Genomic DNA, 21,148 nt, shown 5'->3' with positions numbered 1-21,148 from the left:
CCGGAGAACCGGCCGGAGCCACGCAGCACCTCACCCCCACTCCGGCGCACACGCAAAAGCACCCCGCGGGGAAATCCCCACGGGGTGCCCGTGCGCTCGCGCCCGTACGACCCGTACGAGCGGCCGGAGGTCAGACCTTACGAAGGCTGAACTCCAACGACAGCCCGGCATCGGAGAAGGAGGGATCACCGGGCTCCGCCCGGACGAACTCCGTGGCGAGCACCTCGTCCGAGATCAGCCCGGAGTGCTCGGTCAGCGCCCGCACCACGCCCTCGTCCGCCGCGTCCCACCGCAACGCGATCCGGTCCGCCACATCGAGCCCACTGTTCTTGCGGGCCTCCTGGATCAGCCGGATGGCGTCCCGCGCCAGCCCGGCCCGCCGCAGTTCGTCGGTGATCTCCAGGTCCAGCGCGACCGTCGCACCGGAGTCGGAGGCCACGGACCATCCCTCGCGCGGGGTCTCCGTGATGATCACCTCGTCGGGCGCCAGGGAGACCTTCTCACCGTCGACCTCGACGAACGCCGTACCCTCGCGCAGCGCCAGCGACAGCGCCGCCGCGTCGGCCTCGGCGACGGCCTTGGCGACCGCCTGCACGCCCTTGCCGAACCGCTTGCCGAGCGCACGGAAGTTCGCCTTGGCCGTGGTGTCGACCAGCGACCCCCCGACCTCCGACAGCGAGGCCAGCGAGGAGACGTTCAGCTCCTCCGTGATCTGCGCGTGCAGCTCCAGGGGCAGCGACTCGAACCCGGAGACCGCGACCAGCGCCCGGGACAGCGGCTGACGGGTCTTCACCCCGGACTCCGCCCGGGTCGCCCGGCCCAGCTCGACCAGCCGCCGTACCACCAGCATCTGCCGGGACAGTTCGGGGTCGATCGCGCCCAGGTCCGCCTCGGGCCACGACGACAGATGCACCGACTCGGGGGCGTCCGCCACCACCGGCACCACCAGGTCCTGCCAGACCCGCTCGGTGATGAACGGGGTGAGCGGCGCCATCAGCCGGGTGACCGTCTCGACGACCTCGTGCAGGGTGCGCAGCGCGGCCTTGTCGCCCTGCCAGAACCGGCGCCGGGAGCGGCGTACGTACCAGTTCGACAGATCGTCGACGAACGCCGACAGCAGCTTCCCGGCGCGCTGGGTGTCGTAGGAGTCGAGCGCCTGGGTCACCTGGTCGGTGAGCGCGTGCAGTTCGGACAGCAGCCAGCGGTCCAGCAGCGGGCGGTCGGCCGGGGCCGGGTCGGCCGCGGACGGGGCCCACCCGGAGGTACGGGCGTACAGGGCCTGGAAGGCGACCGTGTTCCAGTACGTCAGCAGGGTCTTGCGGACGACTTCCTGGATGGTGCCGTGACCGACCCGGCGGGCCGCCCACGGGGAGCCGCCGGCAGCCATGAACCAGCGCACCGCGTCCGCCCCGTGCTGGTCCATCAGCGGGATCGGCTGGAGGATGTTGCCGAGGTGCTTGGACATCTTGCGCCCGTCCTCGGCGAGGATGTGCCCGAGGCACACCACGTTCTCGTACGAGGACTTGTCGAAGACCAGCGTCCCGACCGCCATCAGTGTGTAGAACCAGCCGCGCGTCTGGTCGATGGCCTCGGAGATGAACTGCGCCGGGTAACGGCTCTCGAACAGCTCCTTGTTCTTGTACGGGTAGCCCCACTGCGCGAACGGCATCGAACCCGAGTCGTACCAGGCGTCGATGACCTCCGGGACCCGGGTCGCGGTGGCCGCGCACTCGGGGCACGGGAAGGTGACGGCGTCGATGAACGGGCGGTGCGGGTCCAGCGACGACTGGTCGGTGCCCGTCAGCTCGGTGAGCTCCGCCCGGGAGCCGACGCACGTCAGATGGCCTTCCTCGCAGCGCCAGACGGGCAGCGGGGTGCCCCAGTAGCGGTTGCGGGACAGCGCCCAGTCGATGTTGTTGTTGAGCCAGTCGCCGTAGCGGCCGTTCTTGATGGAGTCCGGGTACCAGTTCGTCTTCTCGTTCTCTTCGAGCAGACGGTCCTTGATCGCGGTCGTCCGGACGTACCAGGACGGCTGCGCGTAGTACAGCAGCGCGGTGTGACAGCGCCAGCAGTGCGGATAGCTGTGCTCGTACGGGGTGTGCCGGAACAGCAGCCCGCGGTCCTGGAGGTCCTGGGTGAGGGCCTCGTCGGCCTTCTTGAAGAAGACCCCGCCGACCAGGCCGACGCCCTCCTCGAAGGTGCCGTCGGGGCGCACCGGGTTGACCACCGGCAGCCCGTACGCGCGGCAGACCTTCAGGTCGTCCTCACCGAACGCGGGGGACTGGTGGACCAGACCCGTACCGTCCTCGGTGGTGACGTAGTCGGCGTTGACGACGTAGTGCGCGGGCGCCGCGTCGGCCGGGAAGTCGACCAGGGTGAAGGGGCGCTGGTACGACCAGCGCTCCATCTCGGCGCCGGTGAAGCTCTGTCCGGTGGGCTCCCAGCCCTCGCCGAGCGACTTCGCGATCAGCGGCCGGGCGACGACGAGCTGCTCCGTGCCGTCGGTCACCACGTCGTACACGACGTCGGGGTGCGCGGCGACGGCGGTGTTGGACACCAGGGTCCACGGGGTGGTCGTCCAGATCAGCAGCGCGGCCTCGCCCGCGAGGGGGCCCGAGGTCAGCGGGAAGCGGACGAACACCGACGGGTCGACGACCGTCTCGTAGCCCTGCGCCAGCTCATGGTCCGACAGGCCGGTGCCGCAGCGCGGGCACCAGGGCGCCACCCGGTGGTCCTCGACGAGCAGGCCCTTGCCGAAGATCTCCTTCAGCGACCACCACACGGAGTCGATGTACTCCGGGTCCATGGTGCGGTAGGCGTCGTCCAGGTCGACCCAGTAGCCCATACGGTCCGTCAGCTCGGCGAACGCGTCGGTGTGCCGGGTCACGGACTCACGGCACCTGGCGTTGAACTCGGCGATGCCGTACGCCTCGATGTCCTTCTTGCCGTTGAAGCCGAGTTCCTTCTCGACGGCCAGCTCCACCGGGAGACCGTGGCAGTCCCAGCCGGCCTTGCGGCCCACGTGGTAACCGCGCATGGTCCGGAAGCGGGGGAACACGTCCTTGAAGACGCGGGCCTCGATGTGGTGCGCGCCCGGCATGCCGTTCGCGGTCGGGGGGCCCTCGTAGAACACCCACTCGGGGCGTCCCTCGGAGCGCTCCAGGCTCTTGGCGAAGACCTTGCTCTCGCGCCAGAAGTCGAGCACGGCGTGCTCCAGGGCGGGCAGGTCGATCTGCGCGGGCACCTGCCGGTACTGCGCGGCGCCGGGCGCGGCGGACTCTGCGGTGGTGCTCCGGGCCGGTTCTGGCTGCGGGGTCATCTCGGCGGCTCCTCCAACGGACTGCTTCTTCCGTCGGAGGGACGAGAGCCGGTGCGCCGGCTACGGCGCGCTCCCGCGGTACCACCCTCCTTGGCCCTCCGGCGCGGCGCGCCGGACAGCCCCCTCATTGGGGTCGCGACGCCGGTTCTACTCGCCCCGCGGTGCCCGGCTCGCGGGCGGGGGGCTTTCCTCCGGCGGCTCCGGGGTGATCTTCACGCCGCGCTGACCCCCGGGCTCACACCGTCCCCGGGTCGCTCTGGGCTGCTCACGCCGCTACTCGGCCCCATCCAAGCCTTTTCGCTGCGGCCAGTGTACGGCGCCGGGCGCCGCGCGCCGAACGGATTGCGCGGCGGCGGGCGCGCGGGGGGCGGACCCCAGGGCGCCTCGCGGCCCCGGCGCGGGCGGGCCGTACGGCTGTCGGCGCACCGGTGACGGAGGCGGCGGCCGCCGGGGCCCGCGGTGACCCGAACGGGGCAGCGGGGCGGGTGAGGGTTCCTGGCCTGCCCTTGTGGGCGCCGCGCGCGGTCCGTGCGCCGGTGGGGGCGGGTGCCCGGGCCGCCGGACCGGGTCCGGGGTGGTGTGCGGGGAGGCCAGGGGCGCGGTGCTCCCCGTTGCCGTGGGTCCGGGGGCGATTTATCGTCCCAGCACGATTCGCGAGCAAGATCACGATATGTGAAGGGGCCGCGGCCATGGTGGCGAAAGAGACCGCCGCAGAGCACTCACCGCCCCCGGCGGAGGGGACCGAAGCCGTCGCCCGGACAGCGGCGGCCAAGAAGGCCGCGGGGAAGAAGGCCGCGGGGAAGAAGACCGCGGCGGCGAAGAAGACCACCGCGAAGAAGACGGCGGCCAAGACCGCGGGAGCCGGGACCGCGGCGGCCAAGAAGGCGACCGCGAAGAAGGCACCCGCGAAGAAGGCACCCGCGAAGAAGACCGCTGCCGAGAAGGCACCCGCCAAGGCGCCGGCCGGGAAGGCCGTGTCCGGTGAGGCGGCGGCCGGGAAGGTGTCCGCCGAGGGGGCCGGGAGCAGTAAGGCGGGTGCGGGCCGGGCAGACATCCGTAGGACGGACGTCCCGCACCCGGACCACGGGACCGGGACCGGGGCGGACACGGAGGCGGAGGCGGGCCCGGGGACGGACAGCGGCGGTGGCGGGGCGACCGGGGGCGCGGTGCGTACGGGTGCGGGGGGCGCCCGGGACACGGGTGCGCAGCGGTCGGCGGCCAGACGCAGGAAGAACACGGCGCCGGGGAGCGCCGGGGCAGGGGGCGGGAAGGACCGTTCGGACGGCTCGGAGAGTGCGGACAGTGCGGCTGCGGTCGCGGACATGACGGGAGCCACGACAGTGGTTGCGAAGAAGACTCGGGGTACGGCCACGGCGGCGAAGGGCACCGGTCCGGTGCCCAAGGCGCGGCCGGCCGCGGCGGAGCCCGGCGAACTCCAGGTACGCCCGGGTGAGGAACCCTGGACACCGGAGGAGGTCGCCGAGGCACGCGCGCTGCTGTCCGCCGACGCGACCCGGCTGCGGCAGGAGATCACCTCCTCGGAGGCGTCCCTGGCCGGTCTGATGCGGGACTCCGGGGACGGCGCCGGTGACGACCAGGCCGACACCGGGACCAAGAACATCACCCGTGAGCACGAGCTGGCGCTCACCGCCAACGCCCGGGAGATGCTCGAACAGACCGAGCGCGCCCTGGACCGGCTGGAGACCGGGACGTACGGGCTGTGCGAGAACTGCGGCAAGCCGATCGGCAAGGCCCGTATGCAGGCGTTCCCCCGGGCGACCCTGTGTGTGGAGTGCAAGCAGAAGCAGGAGCGCAGGGGCTGACACCCCGGCGCGACCCCCGCGCGCGGGGAGCCACCGGGGCGGTGTCCGCCGCGCCGCCCCGGTCCCGCCCCGGCCCCGTACCGCTCCTTGCCTGATCAGCCGGTCATGCCGTGCCGTACCCTCGTCCTCAGTCAGGTACCTAGGCTGAGGGACTCACGTGGCAGAGGCGGAGCGCATCATCGGTACGCCGGACATCCCGGACCCGTCCGGGGCTCGACCGGCCCCCGACGACGGGAACAGCGGACGGGAACCCGTCGAGGGGGACACCGCCGGTGCCGAGGGCACCGACGGCGCGGAGGAGACCCCCGCCCCGCGTGGCAAGCGGCGGATCATGGCGCTGTTCGCGGTGGCCGCGGTGGCGTACGCGTTCGACCTCGTCACCAAGCTGATCGTGGTCGCCAGGCTGGAGCACCATGAGCCGATCGAGGTCATCGGTGACTGGCTGCGCTTCGAGGCGATCCGCAACTCCGGTGCCGCCTTCGGCTTCGGCGAGGCGTACACGGTGTTCTTCACGGTGGTCGCGTCCCTGGTGATCGTGGTGATCGCCCGGCTCGCCCGCAAGCTGTACAGCACGCCGTGGGCCATCGCCCTGGGGCTGCTGCTCGGCGGCGCGCTCGGCAACCTCACCGACCGGATCTTCCGCTCGCCCGGGGTGTTCAAGGGCGCGGTCGTCGACTTCATCGCGCCGAAGCACTTCGCCGTCTTCAACCTCGCGGACTCCGCGATCGTCTGCGGCGGCATCCTGATCGTGCTGCTGTCCTTCCGGGGACTGGACCCGGACGGGACCGTCCACAAGGACTGACAGCGCCCCGCGGCCCCCGCCAGGACTCCGGCCGGGCCGGGGGGCCGCCGGAGTCCTGCATACTCGACGGGTGAGCACGCTTCCCGAGATCCGAACCCTGCCCGTGCCGGACGGCCTGGAGGGCGAGCGCGTCGACGCCGCCATCTCCCGGATGTTCGGCTTCTCCCGTACGAAGGCGGCGGAGCTGGCCGCCGCGGGCAAGGTGCTGGTCGACGGCACGGCGGTCGGCAAGTCCGAGCGGGTCCACGGCGGCGCCTGGCTGGAGGTCGAGATGCCGCAGGCGCCCGCGCCCGTGCAGGTCGTCGCCGAGCCCGTCGAGGGCATGGAGATCATCCATGACGACGACGACATCCTGGTGATCGTCAAGCCCGTCGGCGTCGCCGCGCACCCCAGCCCCGGCTGGACGGGGCCCACCGTCATCGGCGGGCTGGCCGCCGCCGGGTACCGCATCTCCACCTCCGGGGCGGCCGAGCGGCAGGGCATCGTGCACCGGCTGGACGTGGGTACGTCCGGGCTGATGGTCGTCGCCAAGTCGGAGTACGCCTACAGCTCGCTGAAGCAGCAGTTCCGGGAGCGGACGGTCGACAAGCGTTACCACACGCTCGTCCAGGGCCACCCGGACCCGATGAGCGGCACCATCGACGCCCCGGTCGGGCGCCACCCCCAGCACGACTACAAGTGGGCGGTCGTCGCCGAGGGCAAGCCCTCCGTCACCCACTACGACCTGATCGAGGCGTTCCGCGCGGCCTCGCTGCTGGACGTGAAGCTGGAGACCGGCCGCACCCATCAGATCCGGGTGCACATGGCCGCGCACCGCCACCCCTGCGTCGGTGACCTGACGTATGGGGCGGACCCCACGCTGTCCAAGCGGCTCGGGCTGACCCGTCAGTGGCTGCATGCGGTGCGGCTCGGTTTCGAGCACCCGGGCGAGGCCCGCTGGGTCGAGTTCGGGAGCGGATACCCCGAGGACCTCCAGCAGGCACTCGACCGCGTCCGCGCCGAGTCCTCCTAGGGCCCTCGGGTCCACCCGGCGCCCGCGGCTCCTCCTAGCGCCTGCGCTCGCTCAGGTCCTTCTCCGGAGCGGTCACCCTTCGCGGCAGCCCGGCGGTCGTCCGTCCGCCGGGCTCCTCGTGTTCCCGGGCGGTGTCCTGCACCGTGTCCTTCACGAGCCCGGCGTCACCGCCGCTCCCGACGGCGTCCGGTCCGTCCGGCCTGCCGGGGGCCGGTGCCGCCGTCGCCGTGGTGATGTGGGGCAGGGCGTACGGGTGGTGGTCGGTGAGCCAGCGGAGCATCTGCTCGCGGACCGCGACCCGTACCGTCCAGATGTCGTCGGCGTCCTTCGCGGTGACCAGGGCACGCACCTCCATCGTCGTGGGGGTGGAGTCGGTGACGGCGAGCACATGGTCGCGGCGGTCCCACGCGGGGCAGCCCTTGAGGATCTCGTGCAGCTTCTCGCGCATCTCGGCCACCGGGGCGCTGTGGTCCAGATGGAAGAAGACGGTGCCCGTCATCTGGATACCGCCCCGGGACCAGTTCTCGAAGGGCTTGCTGGTGAAGTACGACACCGGCATGGTGATCCGCCGCTCGTCCCAGGTGCGGACCGTCAGGAACGTCAGGGTGATCTCGTCGACGGTGCCCCACTCCTCGTTGACCACGACCGTGTCGCCCAGCCGCACCATGTCACCGAAGGCGATCTGGAACCCGGCGAAGAGATTGCCGAGCGTGGACTGCGCGGCGATACCCGCGACGATGCCCAGCAGTCCCGCCGAGGCCAGCAGCGAGGTACCCGCGGCCCGCATCGGGGGGAAGGTGAGCAGCATCGCCGCGACCGCCACCACGCCCACCACGGCGGTGACGACGCGCTGGATCAAGGTCACCTGGGTACGGACCCGGCGCACCCTCGCGGGATCGCGGCGCGCCCCCGCGTAGCGGGCGTACGTCGACTCCACGACGGCCGCGGCCATCCGGATCATGAGCCATGCCGTCGCCCCGATCAGCACCAGGGTCAGCAGCCGGGCCATGCCCGGCGAGGGTGACCCCAGCAGCCTGCCCTGTCCGTAGGCGCCGCGGACCAGGGCCGCGCACAGCACGACCTGGAGGGGCACCCGGCAGCGGCGCAGCAGCCCCCACAGGGGGGTCTCCGGGTGGCGTCGGTCGGCCCTGCGCAGCAGTTGGTCGACCGCCCACCCCAGCAGCAGGGTGAGGACGACCGATCCGCCGAGGACCAGTGCGGGTCGCAGTACGTTCTCCATGTCTGCGCTTGTAACCGGGACCCGCCGTCGTGAACCTGCGATCCCCGCCGGGGTCGGGGATGTCACATCCGCCCGGTACGTACGGCCGGGGGAGACGCCGCGGGGACCGCGCGGTACGCGCCCGGGGCGATGCCCCCGGGCCGGACCGCGCGGTCCCCGTGACGCTGCGGACGTGTCAGCCCTTGAGGGCCTGGTCGATCGCCGCGTTGTACTCCTCCACCGAGCCGGGGGAGCCCTGGCCGTTCGCCCCGGTGACCTTCTTGCCGTCCATCACCAGCGCCGGGGTGCCCGTGACCTCGTCCTTGTTCTTGTCGAAGGTCTTCGCCATCTCCAGGGCCCAGCGGTCGTAGGTCCCCTCCTTGACGTTCTTCTGGAACTCCTTGTTGCCCTTCAGCTCCTTGACCTGGTCGGCCACCTCTATGAGGTACGAGTCCTCCTTGAAGGTGTCCTTGCTCTCCTGCGGGTGGTACTTCGCGGAGTAGAGCTGCGACTTGTAGGTCAGGAACGCCTCGGGGCTGACGTTCAGCGCCGCGCCCAGCGCGCTGAGCGCGTTGCGGGAGCCCTCACCCGACAGGCTCTTGTCGAGGAAGGTCGCGCCGATGAACTGGACCTTGTACTTGCCGTCCTTGACGTCCTTCTCGATCGTCGAGCCGAGGCCCTGCTCGAAGGAGGCGCAGGCCGGGCAGCGCGGGTCCTCGTACAGCTTGAGGGTCTTCTTCGCGGAGTCCTCGCCGATGACGACCGTGGTGCCGTTCTCACCGGACGAGTTCGCGGGCTTGACCAGGGTGTCCTTGGCCGCGGCCTTCCAGTAGTCGGGCTCGCCGGCCTGCATGATCAGGTAACCGGCACCGGCGCCGATCGCGAGCACACCCACGATCGCACCGGCGACGACCAGCTGCCGCTTCGCCTTGTCCTTCTTGGCCTGCTTCTCGCGCTCCACGCGCAGCCGCTCGCGCGCCGCGGTCTTCGCGGACTGGGTGTTCCTCTTGCTCATGGGGGATCTCCGTGTCATGACGTACCCGCTCGGGGCGGGGTACGGAAGGGGGTCTGCGAATGCCGGACGTGGCCGGCGGTCAGCCGAAGGCGGGGGCCGCAGGGGGGCCGCGGCGGCCCACCGAGTGCGCCCACAGCCGGGGCCGGGCGACGGGGACCGCGCGGGTGACGGCGCCGGGCAGCGGGCGCCCGGGCTCCCGGGCCACGGTCACCGCGGCGACCGCGATCAGCAGCGGCCGGAAGGTGCAGACGGCCACCGCGCGCAGCAGCTGCCCCAGCGCCCGCTCACCGCGCCACAGCCAGACCGCGGCGAACAGCCCGATCCCGATGTGCGCGGCGAGCAGCAGCCAGGGGGTGCCGGGGGTCGCGTCGGCCAGCAGGGCCGCCGCCCGGTTCTGCGGGCCCGCGGCCATCCCGGCCAGCGGGGTGCCCACATCGCCGCGGCACAGGACGTCCAGACCCACCGAGCGCAGCGCACCGGTGACCGGACCGCCCGCCCGGCCGTAGCAGACATGCTGCCCGGCGGTGAAGACGGTGTCCGAGGCCAGCTCCAGCGGCACCAGCAGTGCCGCGATCCGGCCGAAGCCGCGCTCCCGCCGCCCGGCGAGGGCGAAGGCGAGGACGAAGACGCCCGCCGTGACCACCGCGGTGGTCGACAGGGGCAGGGGTACCCCGGACAGCAGCACGTGCGACGCGACGGAGAGCGTCACGACGACTGCCGTGAACAGCGCCGCGCGTACGGCTCTGATCGGGGTACCGGATATGTCCATCGCGGAGGAGTGTCCCATGGGCGGTGGTAAGAGAGCCCTAAAGGGTCCCTGTGAGTTCGGCGGGGAGCGGTGGGCCCGGCGGGGCCCGGTGCGGCCGGTGGGGCGGGAGCGGGCCGATTCCGCCCCGCTCGCGCCCCACCGACGGCGGCCGGGCGGTGCTACAGGCCCGGGATGCGGCCGTTGCGGAAGAGGTCCACGAACGTCTGGTGGTCGGCGCGGGCCCGCGCGCCGTAGCTGTGCGCGAAGTCCACCAGCAGCTCCGCGAAGCCGTCCTCGTCGGCGGCGATCGCCGCGTCGATGGCGCGCTCGGTGGAGAACGGCACCAGCTCCGAGTGGCCGCTCTCGTCGTCCGCCGCGGAGTGCATCGTCGCCGTGGCCCGGCCGAGGTCCGCGACGACCGTCGTGATCTCGTCCAGATCGTCCAGGTCGGACCAGTCCAGGTCCACCGCGTACGGGGAGACCTCGGCGACGAGCTGCCCCGAGCCGTCCAGCTCGGTCCAGCCCAGCCACGGGTCCGCGTGCGCCTGGAGCGCCCGCTGGGAGATCACCGTGCGGTGGCCCTCGTGCTGCCAGTACTCGCGGATCGCCCGGTCCGTGATGTGCCGGGACACCGCCGGGGTCTGCGCCTGCTTGAGGTAGATCACGACGTCGTTCTCCAGGGCGTCGCTGTTGCCCTCCAGCAGGATGTTGTACGAGGGGAGGCCGGCGGACCCTATGCCGATGCCCCGGCGGCCGACGACATCCTTGACGCGGTACGAGTCGGGGCGGGTCAGCGACGACTCGGGCAGGGTCTCCAGATAGCCGTCGAAAGCGGCCAGGACCTTGTACCGGGTGGCCGCGTCCAGCTCGATGGCGCCGCCCCCGGAGGCGAAGCGCCGCTCGAAGTCACGGATGTCCGTCATCGAGTCGAGCAGGCCGAAGCGGGTCAGCGAGCGGGCGACCCGCAGCGCGCCCAGCAGCGGGCCGTCCGCGGTGTCCAGGGTGAACGGCGGCACCTCGTCGCTCTTGGCGCCGGTCGCCAGCGCGTGGACCCGCTCGCGGTAGGCCGCCGCGTACGTGCGCACCAGGCCGGTGATCTGCTCGTCGCTCAGGGCCTTCGCGTACCCGATCAGCGCCAGCGACCCGGCGAACCGCTTGAGGTCCCAGGTGAAGGGGCCTACGTACGCCTCGTCGAAGTCGTTGACGTTGAAGATCAGCCTGCCCTGCGAGTCCATGTACGTGCCGAAGTTCTCGGCGTGCAGGTCGCCGTGGATCCACACCCGGGAGGTGCGGTCGTCCAGGTACGGGCCGCTCGCGGTCTTCGCGGCACTCGCGCCCTCCGCGTGCAGGTCGTGGTAGAAGAGGGCCGCCGTACCGCGGTAGAAGGCGAACGCCGAGGACGCCATCTTGCGGAACTTCACCCGGAACGCGGCGGGGTCGGCGGCCAGCAGCTCACCGAATGCGGTGTCGAAGACGGCGAGGATCTCCTCGCCGCGCTGCTCGGCGCGGGGCTGCTGAACCGACATCGGGGGGTGCCTCCTGGTACGGACCGGTCGGGCTCGCGCGGTGATGCGCGGGCCTGTGCGCATGGTGCCTGATGTGTCCGGGCTGCCGGGCGCGCGGGGCGGGACCGCACACCGCGGCCTTCCGGCCCCGTACGCGCTCCCGGTCCTGTCAACGCGCGACACGCCTTCGGAGTGCCCGCCCCGGACATCCGTGGACGGCGTTCCGGGGCCGGGACGCCACCCGATCGCGTCCCCGCACCGTACCGGCGGGCGCCCCGTTCCTGTCAGTGCGGAGACGTAGACTTCCACGCTGTCCCCCCAGACCGTCGCCGACCGTTTCCGCTGGAGGCCGTACCGTGTCGAAACCGCCGTTCACGCACCTGCATGTTCACACCCAGTATTCGCTGCTGGACGGTGCGGCGCGGTTGAAGGACATGTTCAACGCGTGCAACGACATGGGCATGTCGCATATCGCGATGACGGACCACGGGAACCTGCACGGGGCGTACGACTTCTTCCATCAGGCGACGAAGGCGGGCATCACGCCGATCATCGGGATCGAGGCGTACGTGGCGCCGGAGTCCCGGCGCAACAAGCGGAAGATCCAGTGGGGCCAGCCGCACCAGAAGCGGGACGACGTCTCCGGTTCGGGTGGCTATACCCACAAGACGATCTGGGCGGCGGACGCGACGGGGCTGCACAACCTGTTCCGCCTCTCCTCGGACGCGTACGCGGAGGGCTGGCTGACGAAGTGGCCCCGGATGGACCGCGAGACGATCTCGAAATGGTCCGAGGGCCTGATCGCCTCGACGGGCTGTCCGTCGGGTGAGCTCCAGACACGGCTGCGGCTGGGGCAGTTCGACGAGGCGCTGAAGGCGGCGTCCGACTACCAGGACATCTTCGGCAAGGACCGCTACTTCCTGGAGCTGATGGACCACGGCATCGAGATCGAGCGCCGGGTCCGCGAGGGGCTGCTGGAGATCGGGAAGAAACTCGGCATCCCCCCGATCGTCACCAACGACTCCCACTACACCCACGCCTCCGAAGCCGTCGCCCACGACGCGCTGCTCTGCATCCAGACCGGCAAGAACCTCTCCGACCCCGACCGCTTCCGCTTCGACGGCACCGGCTACTACCTCAAGTCCACCGACGAGATGTACGCCATCGACTCCTCCGACGCCTGGCAGGAAGGCTGCGCCAACACCCTCCTCGTCGCCGAGCAGATCAACACCGAGGGCATGTTCCAGCAGCGGAACCTCATGCCCAAGTTCGACATCCCCGAGGGCTACACCGAGGTCAGCTGGTTCCAGGAGGAAGTGCGCCGCGGTATGGACCGCCGCTTCCCCGACGGTGTGCCCGACGACCGGCAGAAGCAGGTCGAGTACGAGATGGACGTCATCATCCAGATGGGGTTCCCGGGGTACTTCCTCGTCGTCGCCGACTTCATCATGTGGGCCAAGAACAACGGCATCGCGGTGGGCCCCGGCCGTGGCTCCGCCGCCGGATCGATCGTCGCCTACGCGATGGGCATCACCGACCTCGACCCCATCCCGCACGGTCTGATCTTCGAGCGGTTCCTGAACCCCGAGCGCGTGTCGATGCCCGATGTCGACATCGACTTCGACGAGCGCAGGCGCGTCGAGGTGATCCGGTACGTCACCGAGAAGTACGGCGCCGACAAGGTCGCCATGATCGGTACGTACGGCACGATCAAGGCGAAGAACGCCATCAAGGACTCCGCCCGCGTCCTCGGCTACCCGTACGCCATGGGCGACCGCATCACCAAGGCCATGCCCGCCGACGTCCTCGGCAAGGGCATCCCGCTCTCCGGCATCCTCGACCCGGCCCACCCCCGCTACTCCGAGGCGGGCGAGGTCCGGGGGATGTACGAGAACGAGCCGGACGTGAAGAAGGTCATCGACACCGCGCGCGGGGTGGAGGGCCTGGTCCGGCAGATGGGCGTCCACGCCGCCGGCGTCATCATGTCCAGCGAGCGGATCACCGACCACGTCCCCGTCTGGGTGCGCCACTCCGACCAGGTCACCATCACCCAGTGGGACTATCCGAGCTGTGAGTCGCTCGGCCTGCTGAAGATGGACTTCCTCGGACTGCGCAACCTCACGATCATGGACGACGCCGTCAAGATGGTGAAGTCCAACAAGGGCATCGACATCGACCTCCTGGGGCTCGCGCTCGACGACCCCAAGACCTTCGAACTCCTCGGCCGGGGCGACACCCTCGGCGTCTTCCAGTTCGACGGCGGACCCATGCGGTCCCTGCTGCGGCTGATGAAGCCCGACAACTTCGAAGACATCTCCGCCGTGTCCGCCCTGTACCGGCCGGGCCCGATGGGCATGAACTCGCACACCAACTACGCCCTGCGCAAGAACGGCCAGCAGGACATCACCCCGATCCACCCGGAGCTCGAAGAGCCGCTGCGGGAGATCCTCGATGTCACCCACGGTCTGATCGTGTACCAGGAGCAGGTGCAGAAGGCCGCGCAGATCATCGCCGGGTACTCCCTCGGCGAGGCCGACATCCTGCGCCGCGTGATGGGCAAGAAGAAGCCCGAGGAACTGGCGAAGAACTTCACGATCTTCCAGGCCGGTGCCCGGAAGAACGAGTACAGCGACGAGGCCATCCAGGCCCTGTGGGACGTCCTGGTGCCGTTCGCCGGATACGCGTTCAACAAGGCCCACTCCGCCGCGTACGGACTCGTCTCGTACTGGACGGCGTACCTCAAGGCCAACTACCCGGCCGAGTACATGGCCGGACTGCTCACCTCGGTGAAGGACGACAAGGACAAGTCCGCGGTCTACCTCAACGAATGCCGCCGGATGGGCATCAAGGTGCTGCCGCCCAACGTCAACGAGTCCATGTCGAACTTCGCCGCCCAGGGTGACGACGTGATCCTCTTCGGGCTGAACGCCGTGCGCAACGTCGGCTCGAACGTCGTGGACTCGATCATCCGCAGCCGCAAGGCGAAGGGGAAGTACGCGTCGTTCCCCGACTACCTCGACAAGGTCGAGGCGGTCGTCTGCAACAAGCGCACCACCGAGTCCCTGATCAAGGCCGGCGCCTTCGACACCATGGGGCACACCCGCAAGGGCCTCACCGCGCAGTACGAACCGATGATCGACAATGTCGTCCAGGTCAAGCGCAAGGAGGCCGAGGGGCAGTTCGACCTCTTCGGCGGCATGGGCGACGACGCGGGTGACGAGCCCGGCTTCGGCCTCGACGTGGAGTTCTCGCCCGACGAGTGGGAGAAGACCTATCTGCTCGCCCAGGAACGCGAGATGCTCGGCCTCTATGTCTCCGACCACCCGCTGTTCGGTATCGAGCATGTGCTGTCGGACAAGGCGGACGCGTCTATCTCCCAGCTCACCGGCGGTGAGCACAGCGACGGCGCGGTCGTCACCATCGGCGGCATCATCTCCGGCCTCCAGCGCAAGATGACCAAGCAGGGCAACGCCTGGGCGATCGCCACCGTCGAGGACCTCGCGGGCTCCATCGAGTGCATGTTCTTCCCCGCCACCTACCAGCTCGTCTCCACCCAACTCGTCGAGGACGCGGTCGTCTTCGTCAAGGGACGGCTCGACAAGCGGGAGGACGTGCCCCGGCTGGTCGCCATGGAGCTGATGGTGCCCGATCTGTCGAACGCCGGGACCGACGCCGCCGTCGTGATCACCATCCCGACCGTGAAGGTCACCCCGCCGATGGTCAGCAGGCTGGGGGAGATCCTCAGCCACCACAAGGGCAACAGCGAGGTACGGATCAAGCTCCTGGGCGCCCGCTCGACCACCGTCCTGCGACTGGACCGCCACCGGGTGCAGCCCGACCCCGCGCTCTTCGGCGATCTGAAGGTCCTCCTCGGCCCGTCCTGCCTCGCGGGCTGAGGGACTGAGCGGCTGAGGGCCCGAGGGCTGAAGGGCTGAGGTCCTGAGGGGCTGAAGAACTGAGCGCGGGGCACGGTCACGCCCGCGCACGATGCACGAGAGGGGCGCGTCCGGTACACCCGGACGCGCCCCTCTTCGATGCGGTGGCGACCCCGGGGGGTCAGTTGTGGCCGAATCGCTTCTGCCTGCCCTTCCGGGCCACGTCACCAGGAGTGACCTGGGAGCCGCGCTGCTCCGTCTGGGACTCCAGCGAGCTGCGCCGTGCCTCCTCCGCGCTCTGCTCGGCGGCCGACGAACGGTCCTGCTGCTGGCCGCCGTGTTTGCGGTGCTTGTTCTTGGCCATGGTGATGCCTCCTGAGGGGGATCCGGGGTCCAGAGCCGCGACCAGATTCACATAGGCGGACAAAGCGCGCATGTCGGAGAATTACCCTGGGTGACAAGGCGCGTCGGGGCGTTATGGGCGAATCCGCCACGCCGAAGATCGAGTTCGGGCCGTTAAGCCCCCCGGGGTCGGGCAGACTCCAAGCAGGTCTGAGAAACCCGACGCGCGCCCGCGAAGGTAGAGGAGACGCGGGAGTCCGAAGTTCCGCCGTCCTGAAGGGCCACTTTCGGGACACCCCGATGCAGGATTCAGGGACAGTTCAGGAAAGAGGGTGGATCGCGTGGACCGCTGTGTCGTCCTGGTGGACGCCGGATATCTGCTGGGGGCCGCCGCGAGTCTCCTCGCCGGGGAACCGTCGAGATCCCGGATCACCGTCGATCACACCGCCCTGATCCAGGGCCTGCGTGAGCGCGCCGAGCAGGACACCGGACGCCCGCTGCTGCGTATCTACTGGTTCGACGGCGCCCCCGACCGCGTACCGCAGCCCGAGCACCGCAGACTGCGCGTGATGTCCCGGGTCACCGTCCGGCTCGGCGCGCTGACCCGCAGCGACGGCCGCTGGGCCCAGAAGGGCGTCGACGCGGCCATGCACGCCGAACTGACCGAGCTGGCCCGCAACCGCGCCTGCTCCGACATCGTCCTGGTCACCGGCGACGGCGATCTGCTGCCCGGCATGATGGCCGCCAAGGAACACGGGGTCGCCGTCCATCTGTGGGCCCTCCAGGCCGCCGACGGCGACTACAACCAGTCCGAGGACCTGGTCGCCGAGGCCGACGAACGCCGCGTCCTCGACCGGATCTGGATCACCCGGGCCGTCCGCGCCAAGGACACCACCGGGATCTGCGCCCCGCCGCCCGTGCCCCGGCCCGAGATCGCCGCCATCCTCTCCGCCCCGCTGCCGGAGTCCGCTCCCGACCGGACCGCCACCGGCCGCCCCCACCCCGGCGACGGCCCCGCCGACCCCCCGCACCCCGCCCCGCCCCGCGACAGCAACGGCGTCACCCACGGCAACGGCGCCGCCGACCGGGGCGCGCCCAAGGGCGTCCCCACCCCGAAGGACCTCGCCGCGCTGCGCGCCCCGGGGACCCACCCCGTACCGGGGGCGCAGCCCCAGCCCGCCGGGGCCACCCTGCGCTGGTCCTCCGACAAGGGCTGGGTGGACCGCCCCGGCACGGTCTCCGAGCCCGCCGACGCCGCGTCGCTGCCGACCCTCGCCCAGGTCACCACCGCCGAGCAGCGCTGGGCGGACCGCGAGGAGGACATCACCACCGTCGGCGGCGACCCCTACGAGGTCGGCCAGGTCTTCGCCCGCCGCTGGATGGCCCGGCTGCCCGAACCGGCCGCCCTCCAGCGGCTGTCCACCCTCTACCCCCGGGTCCCGCACCGCATCGACGGGGAACTGCTCCGGTACGCCGCCCGCTTCGGTCTCCTCGCCCACAAGGACGACCAGATCGACGAGCACGACCGGTACGCCATCCGGGCCGGGTTCTGGCGGGAGGTCGAGGCCCGGACCGCCCCCGAGCCCGCCCCGGCGGGCGAGTGACCCCACCCCGTACCGGGGGCGCGGCGGCGCCGCACGGACCCGCCCCCGGGGCCCGGCGACGGGCCCCGGCCCGCCCGCGCCGGACGCCCGCGCCCGGTGTCCCGCCGATCCTCCCGCGGACCGCCTTGTGCACCCCGGAGGCATAGCGCCCTCCCGGCACCCCGTAGGCTCCCTCTTCGTGAGTACGCGCCCCGCACACCCGGAACACATCGGCGATGTGGTGTGCGTGGTGCGCGACCTGGTGAAGACGTACCCCGCCAGCCGAGGCCGGCGCGGAGCCCCCGGCACCCCCGAGGTACGGGCCACCGACCGGGTCCGCCTCGACATCCGGCGCGGCGAGATCTTCGGCCTGCTCGGACCCAACGGCGCCGGTAAGTCCACCCTGGTACGCCAGCTCACCGGACTGATGCGGCCCGACTCCGGCGCCGTCGAGATCCTGGGCCACGACATCGTCCGCCACCCCGAACGCGCCGCCCGTATCCTCGCCTACCTCGGCCAGGAGTCCAGCGCCCTGGACGAGCTGACCGTCTCCCTCGCCGCGGAGACCACCGCCCGGCTGCGCGGCCTCGAACTGCGGGCCGCCCGCGCCGCCCGCGACACGGTCCTCGAAGAACTGGGCCTCACCGCCCTCGCGTCCCGCCCGCTCGCCCGGCTCTCCGGCGGCCAGCGGCGGCTCGCCTGTGTCGCCGCCGCGCTCGTCGGCGAACGCCCGCTGCTGGTGCTCGACGAGCCCACCACCGCCATGGACCCCATCGCCCGGCGCGCGGTCTGGGCCGCGATCGACCGCCGCCGCGCCGAACACGGCACCACCGTCCTGCTGGTCACCCACAACGTCATCGAGGCGGAGACGGTCCTCGACCGGGTCGCCGTCCTCGACCGGGGCCGGGTCATCGCCTGCGACACCCCCGGCGGACTCAAGGAACGGGTCGCCGGGGAGGTACGCGTCGAGCTCGTCTGGCGGGAACGCGCGCCCCTGGACATCCCGGAGGTCGCCGCGCTGCGCTCCTCCGCGACCCTGCACGGCCGCCGCTGGGTGCTGCGTCTCGCCCCCGACGAGGCCCGTGCCGCGGTCGCCGCGGTGACCGGCGGCGCCGCGTTCGCCGCCCTCGACGACTTCACCCTCGCGACGCCCAGCCTGGAGGACGTCTATCTGGCGCTCGGCGGCAGCGACACCGCCGCAGAGGGCCTGGTGAAGCTGTGACCCGCCGATCCGCCCGTGCCCCGGCCCCCGGGCCGGGCCCGGCCCCGTACCGCGCCCGCCGACCGGGCGGCCGTACATGAGGCCGCCCACAGCGCCGTCCGTCCGGGCCACCATGGACGCCGTGCCGCACGTCGTCAGGAACAGGAGCCTCACCACGTGACTGTCGTACCCGCCGAGGTGCTGTCCGGCCGCCGGACCGCGCCGCCGCGTCCCGCGACCCGCTCGGCCCCCGCAGAGCTCGCGCCCCGCGCCCGGCTGCTGCCCTCGCTGGCCGCCGTCTACCGCGCCCAGCTCTCCCGGGCCCGGGTCGCCCGTATCCCGCTGCTGTTCGTCGCGACCTTCCAGTCCATCGGGATCATGGTCCTGATGCGGGGGGTCGTCGACGGGGGTGACGAGGCCCGCGCGGTCGTCGCCGGTTCCAGCGTCCTCGTCGTCGCGTTCGTCGCGCTGAACCTCCTCGCCCAGTACTTCGGACGGCTGCGCGCCGACGGCGGGCTCGACCACTACGCGACCCTGCCGGTGCCGCCCGCCGCCGTGGTCCTCGGCGCCGCCGCCGCGTACGCCTCCTTCACCGTGCCCGGCACCTTCGTCACCGCCGTCGCGGGCTGCTTCCTCTTCCAGCTCCCGCTCACCCATCTGTGGGTGCTGGCCGCCGTGGTCCCGCTCGCCGGGGCCGCCCTCGCCGGGCTCGGCGCCGCCCTCGGACTGCTCGCGCCGCGCCCCGAACTGGCCACCCTGCTCGGCCAGCTGGGCATGTCCGCGGCCCTGCTGCTCGGGGTGCTGCCGCCGGAGCGGCTGCCCTCGGCCGTCCAGTACGGCCGTGATCTGCTGCCGTCGACCTACGGGGTCGAGGCGTTCGCCCGGACCTTCGCGGCCGACCCCGACTGGGCCGTCGTCGGACTCCATCTCGCGGTCTGCGCGGTGGTCGGGGTGCTGTCCCTCGCGGTCGCCACCTGGGCCTACCGCCGGGCCGCCGTCCGATGACGCGGGATCCCCGCCGGACTGGCACGATGTCAGGGTGACCGCACCGCTGACTCCGCCGCCCCACCACCAGCCGCACTCAGTGGGGGGCTGGGGGACCCCGAGTTCCGGACCCCCTGTGGCGTACGGCCAGGACGAGGGTCCCGGGATACGCGCCGAACTGCGTGAGGCCGCCGTGATCATGGCGGCGGTCGCCGCCGCCGGGGCGCTGCTCGGGCTGCTCTGGCTGTGGCTCGCGCCGCGGGTGCCGCTCGTCGCGGACTCCGACGCGGTCTATCTGGGGGACACCGAGGGCGAACAGGCCATCGGGATCGACGGGACGTTCACCCTGCTGGCGGTCGGCTTCGGCGCGCTGAGCGCGCTGGTGGTGTTCCTGGTGCGCAGACGCGGCGGTATCCCGCTGGTCGCCGGACTCGCCGTCGGCGGACTGCTCGGGGCCCTGCTGGCCTGGCGGCTCGGGGTCTGGCTCGGTCCCGCGCAGGACGTGGTCGCCCATGCCAAGGAGGTCGGCAAGGGCGTCACCTTCGACGCGCCGCTGAAGCTGGAGGCCCGCGGGGCGCTGCTGGTGTGGCCCGTCACCGCGATGCTCGTCCATCTCTGTCTGACGGCGCTGTTCGGCCCCCGCGACCCGGACCCGTACGCCGATCTCCACGCCTACGGCCCGTACGGACCGCCGCCCGCCGACGGCTCCGGCCAGGGCCCCGGGCACCCGCCCGGCGGCTGGGGGCAGACCGCCCCGCCCGGCCCGCAGCCCGAGGACACGCCCCCGGCGGACCACCAGGACCGCTCGCCCCACGCCCCGCCGGAGGACCCCCGCCCGGGGCGCCCCTGACCCTCCGCTCCCGGCGGGAGGGGCCGGTCAGGGGCCCGGTGCCGCGTCCGTCACCGGCCGGGCTCCCGGGTGCTCGTCGGGGCGGCTCAGGCGGGCCGCCGTCCGTGGTTGGCACGCCGTTTCCGGATACGCCACTTCCGCTTCCGCGTCCTCTTCGACATGTCCTCGGTACTTAACGCAAGGCGACCGGTCCGTCCAGGGTCCGCGCACGGCGGGTTCCGACCGCACTCCCGGTCCGCCCGGGTCAGCCCCGGCCGATGGGGGCCAGCGCCGCACCCGTCAGGGCCGCCAGATCCGCGGGGGCCAGTTCGACCTCCAGGCCCCGGCGGCCCGCCGAGACACAGATCGTGGGGTGCGCGCCGGCCGACGCGTCAAGGACGGTACGGAGCCGTTTGCGCTGGCCGAGGGGGGAGATCCCGCCCCGGACGTACCCGGTGACCCGCTCGGCCGCGACCGGATCGGCCATGGTGGCCTTCTTGCCGCCGACCGCCGAGGCGAGGGCCTTCAGATCGAGGGTCCCGGCGACCGGCACCACCGCCACCGTCAGCTCCCCGTCCACCTCCGCCACCAGGGTCTTGAACACCCGCTCCGGCGACACCCCCATCGCCTCGGCGGCCTCCTCGCCGTACGACGGATGGGCGGGGTCGTGTTCGTACGTGTGGACGGTGAACACGGTCCCCGCCGCAGTGAGCGCCACGGTCGCGGGGGTGCCGCCCGGCTGCTGCTTCCTGGACTTCTTCGCCATCGGGCCCTTCGCTTCGGCTCGGTGCTCGGTGCTCGGTGCTGGGTGCTGGGTGCTGGGTGCGTGACGGTGGCTGTGCGGTGCCGGGTACGTGGAGCTGAGTACGGGACGGCGGGTACGTGGTGCCG

General features: G+C 71.9%; 14 protein-coding genes and 1 pseudogene. 8 read left to right on the top strand and 7 right to left on the bottom strand.

The genetic code is table 11. The features are described from left to right. Positions 1-130 precede the first annotated feature (130 nt). A complete protein-coding gene (gene ileS / locus AB852_RS21535; protein WP_399546525.1) occupies positions 131-3,319 on the bottom strand; it encodes an isoleucine--tRNA ligase in 3,189 nt (1,062 codons plus the stop codon). Between the two features lie 689 nt (positions 3,320-4,008). Between ileS and AB852_RS21530 the strand changes: the two genes are divergently transcribed. The 3 genes from AB852_RS21530 to AB852_RS21520 all read left to right on the top strand — a co-directional run bounded on the left by AB852_RS21530 (position 4,009) and on the right by AB852_RS21520 (position 6,956). Beyond that, a complete protein-coding gene (locus AB852_RS21530) occupies positions 4,009-5,142 on the top strand; it encodes a TraR/DksA family transcriptional regulator (protein WP_073791085.1) in 1,134 nt (377 codons plus the stop codon). A 157-nt stretch (positions 5,143-5,299) separates the two neighbouring features. Continuing rightward, a complete protein-coding gene (lspA, locus tag AB852_RS21525; RefSeq protein WP_073791083.1) occupies positions 5,300-5,944 on the top strand; it encodes a signal peptidase II in 645 nt (214 codons plus the stop codon). A gap of 70 nt (positions 5,945-6,014) precedes the next feature. Then, positions 6,015-6,956 (top strand): RluA family pseudouridine synthase, encoded by a 942-nt coding sequence (locus AB852_RS21520; protein WP_073791081.1) that lies wholly within the window; start codon positions 6,015-6,017, stop codon positions 6,954-6,956. Positions 6,957-6,990: 34 nt separating this feature from the next. Here the strand turns inward: AB852_RS21520 and AB852_RS21515 are convergent, their stop codons facing one another. The 4 genes from AB852_RS21515 to AB852_RS21500 all read right to left on the bottom strand — a co-directional run bounded on the left by AB852_RS21515 (position 6,991) and on the right by AB852_RS21500 (position 11,464). After that, entirely contained in the window at positions 6,991-8,196 is a 1,206-nt protein-coding gene (locus AB852_RS21515; protein ID WP_079184826.1) for a mechanosensitive ion channel family protein, read from the bottom strand. Positions 8,197-8,371: 175 nt separating this feature from the next. Continuing rightward, a complete protein-coding gene (locus AB852_RS21510; protein WP_073791078.1) occupies positions 8,372-9,190 on the bottom strand; it encodes a thioredoxin domain-containing protein in 819 nt (272 codons plus the stop codon). A 79-nt stretch (positions 9,191-9,269) separates the two neighbouring features. Beyond that, positions 9,270-9,959: a hypothetical protein gene (locus AB852_RS21505; protein WP_073791689.1), complete on the bottom strand. Its 690-nt coding sequence runs from the start codon at positions 9,957-9,959 to the stop codon at positions 9,270-9,272. Positions 9,960-10,117: 158 nt separating this feature from the next. Then, positions 10,118-11,464 (bottom strand): DUF2252 domain-containing protein, encoded by a 1,347-nt coding sequence (locus AB852_RS21500; RefSeq protein ID WP_073791076.1) that lies wholly within the window; start codon positions 11,462-11,464, stop codon positions 10,118-10,120. Between the two features lie 335 nt (positions 11,465-11,799). On the opposite strand from AB852_RS21500, the gene dnaE reads away from it, so the two are divergent. Further along, the gene (gene dnaE, locus AB852_RS21495; RefSeq protein ID WP_073791073.1) at positions 11,800-15,339 is read left to right on the top strand and encodes a DNA polymerase III subunit alpha; all 3,540 of its coding nucleotides are present in this window, start codon (positions 11,800-11,802) and stop codon (positions 15,337-15,339) included. A gap of 160 nt (positions 15,340-15,499) precedes the next feature. Here dnaE and AB852_RS21490 read toward each other — a convergent pair whose 3' ends face one another. After that, the gene (locus AB852_RS21490; protein ID WP_245876865.1) at positions 15,500-15,754 is read right to left on the bottom strand and encodes a hypothetical protein; all 255 of its coding nucleotides are present in this window, start codon (positions 15,752-15,754) and stop codon (positions 15,500-15,502) included. Between the two features lie 238 nt (positions 15,755-15,992). On the opposite strand from AB852_RS21490, the gene AB852_RS21485 reads away from it, so the two are divergent. The 4 genes and pseudogenes from AB852_RS21485 to AB852_RS21470 form a co-directional block, all read left to right on the top strand. Next, positions 15,993-17,264, top strand: coding sequence for an NYN domain-containing protein (locus AB852_RS21485; protein WP_178391083.1), 1,272 nt, complete (start codon positions 15,993-15,995; stop codon positions 17,262-17,264). A 178-nt stretch (positions 17,265-17,442) separates the two neighbouring features. Continuing rightward, positions 17,443-18,465 carry an ABC transporter ATP-binding protein gene (locus AB852_RS21480; protein ID WP_399546528.1) on the top strand — a complete coding sequence of 341 codons (1,023 nt, stop codon included), beginning with the start codon at positions 17,443-17,445 and terminating at the stop codon, positions 18,463-18,465. Between the two features lie 156 nt (positions 18,466-18,621). After that, entirely contained in the window at positions 18,622-19,449 is an 828-nt protein-coding gene (locus AB852_RS21475) for an ABC transporter permease (RefSeq protein WP_073791009.1), read from the top strand. 34 nt (positions 19,450-19,483) lie between these two features. Further along, a pseudogene (locus tag AB852_RS21470) lies at positions 19,484-20,128 on the top strand (hypothetical protein); the annotation flags it as partial. 394 nt (positions 20,129-20,522) lie between these two features. Here AB852_RS21470 and ybaK read toward each other — a convergent pair. Next, entirely contained in the window at positions 20,523-21,023 is a 501-nt protein-coding gene (ybaK, locus tag AB852_RS21465) for a Cys-tRNA(Pro) deacylase (protein WP_073791007.1), read from the bottom strand. Positions 21,024-21,148 lie beyond the last annotated feature (125 nt).

The organism is Streptomyces uncialis, assembly GCF_001905345.1.
In the GTDB taxonomy this organism is placed as follows: domain Bacteria; phylum Actinomycetota; class Actinomycetes; order Streptomycetales; family Streptomycetaceae; genus Streptomyces; species Streptomyces uncialis.
Note: the sequence above shows the minus strand (reverse complement) of the source record. Positions and strands in the feature narration are given on the sequence as shown.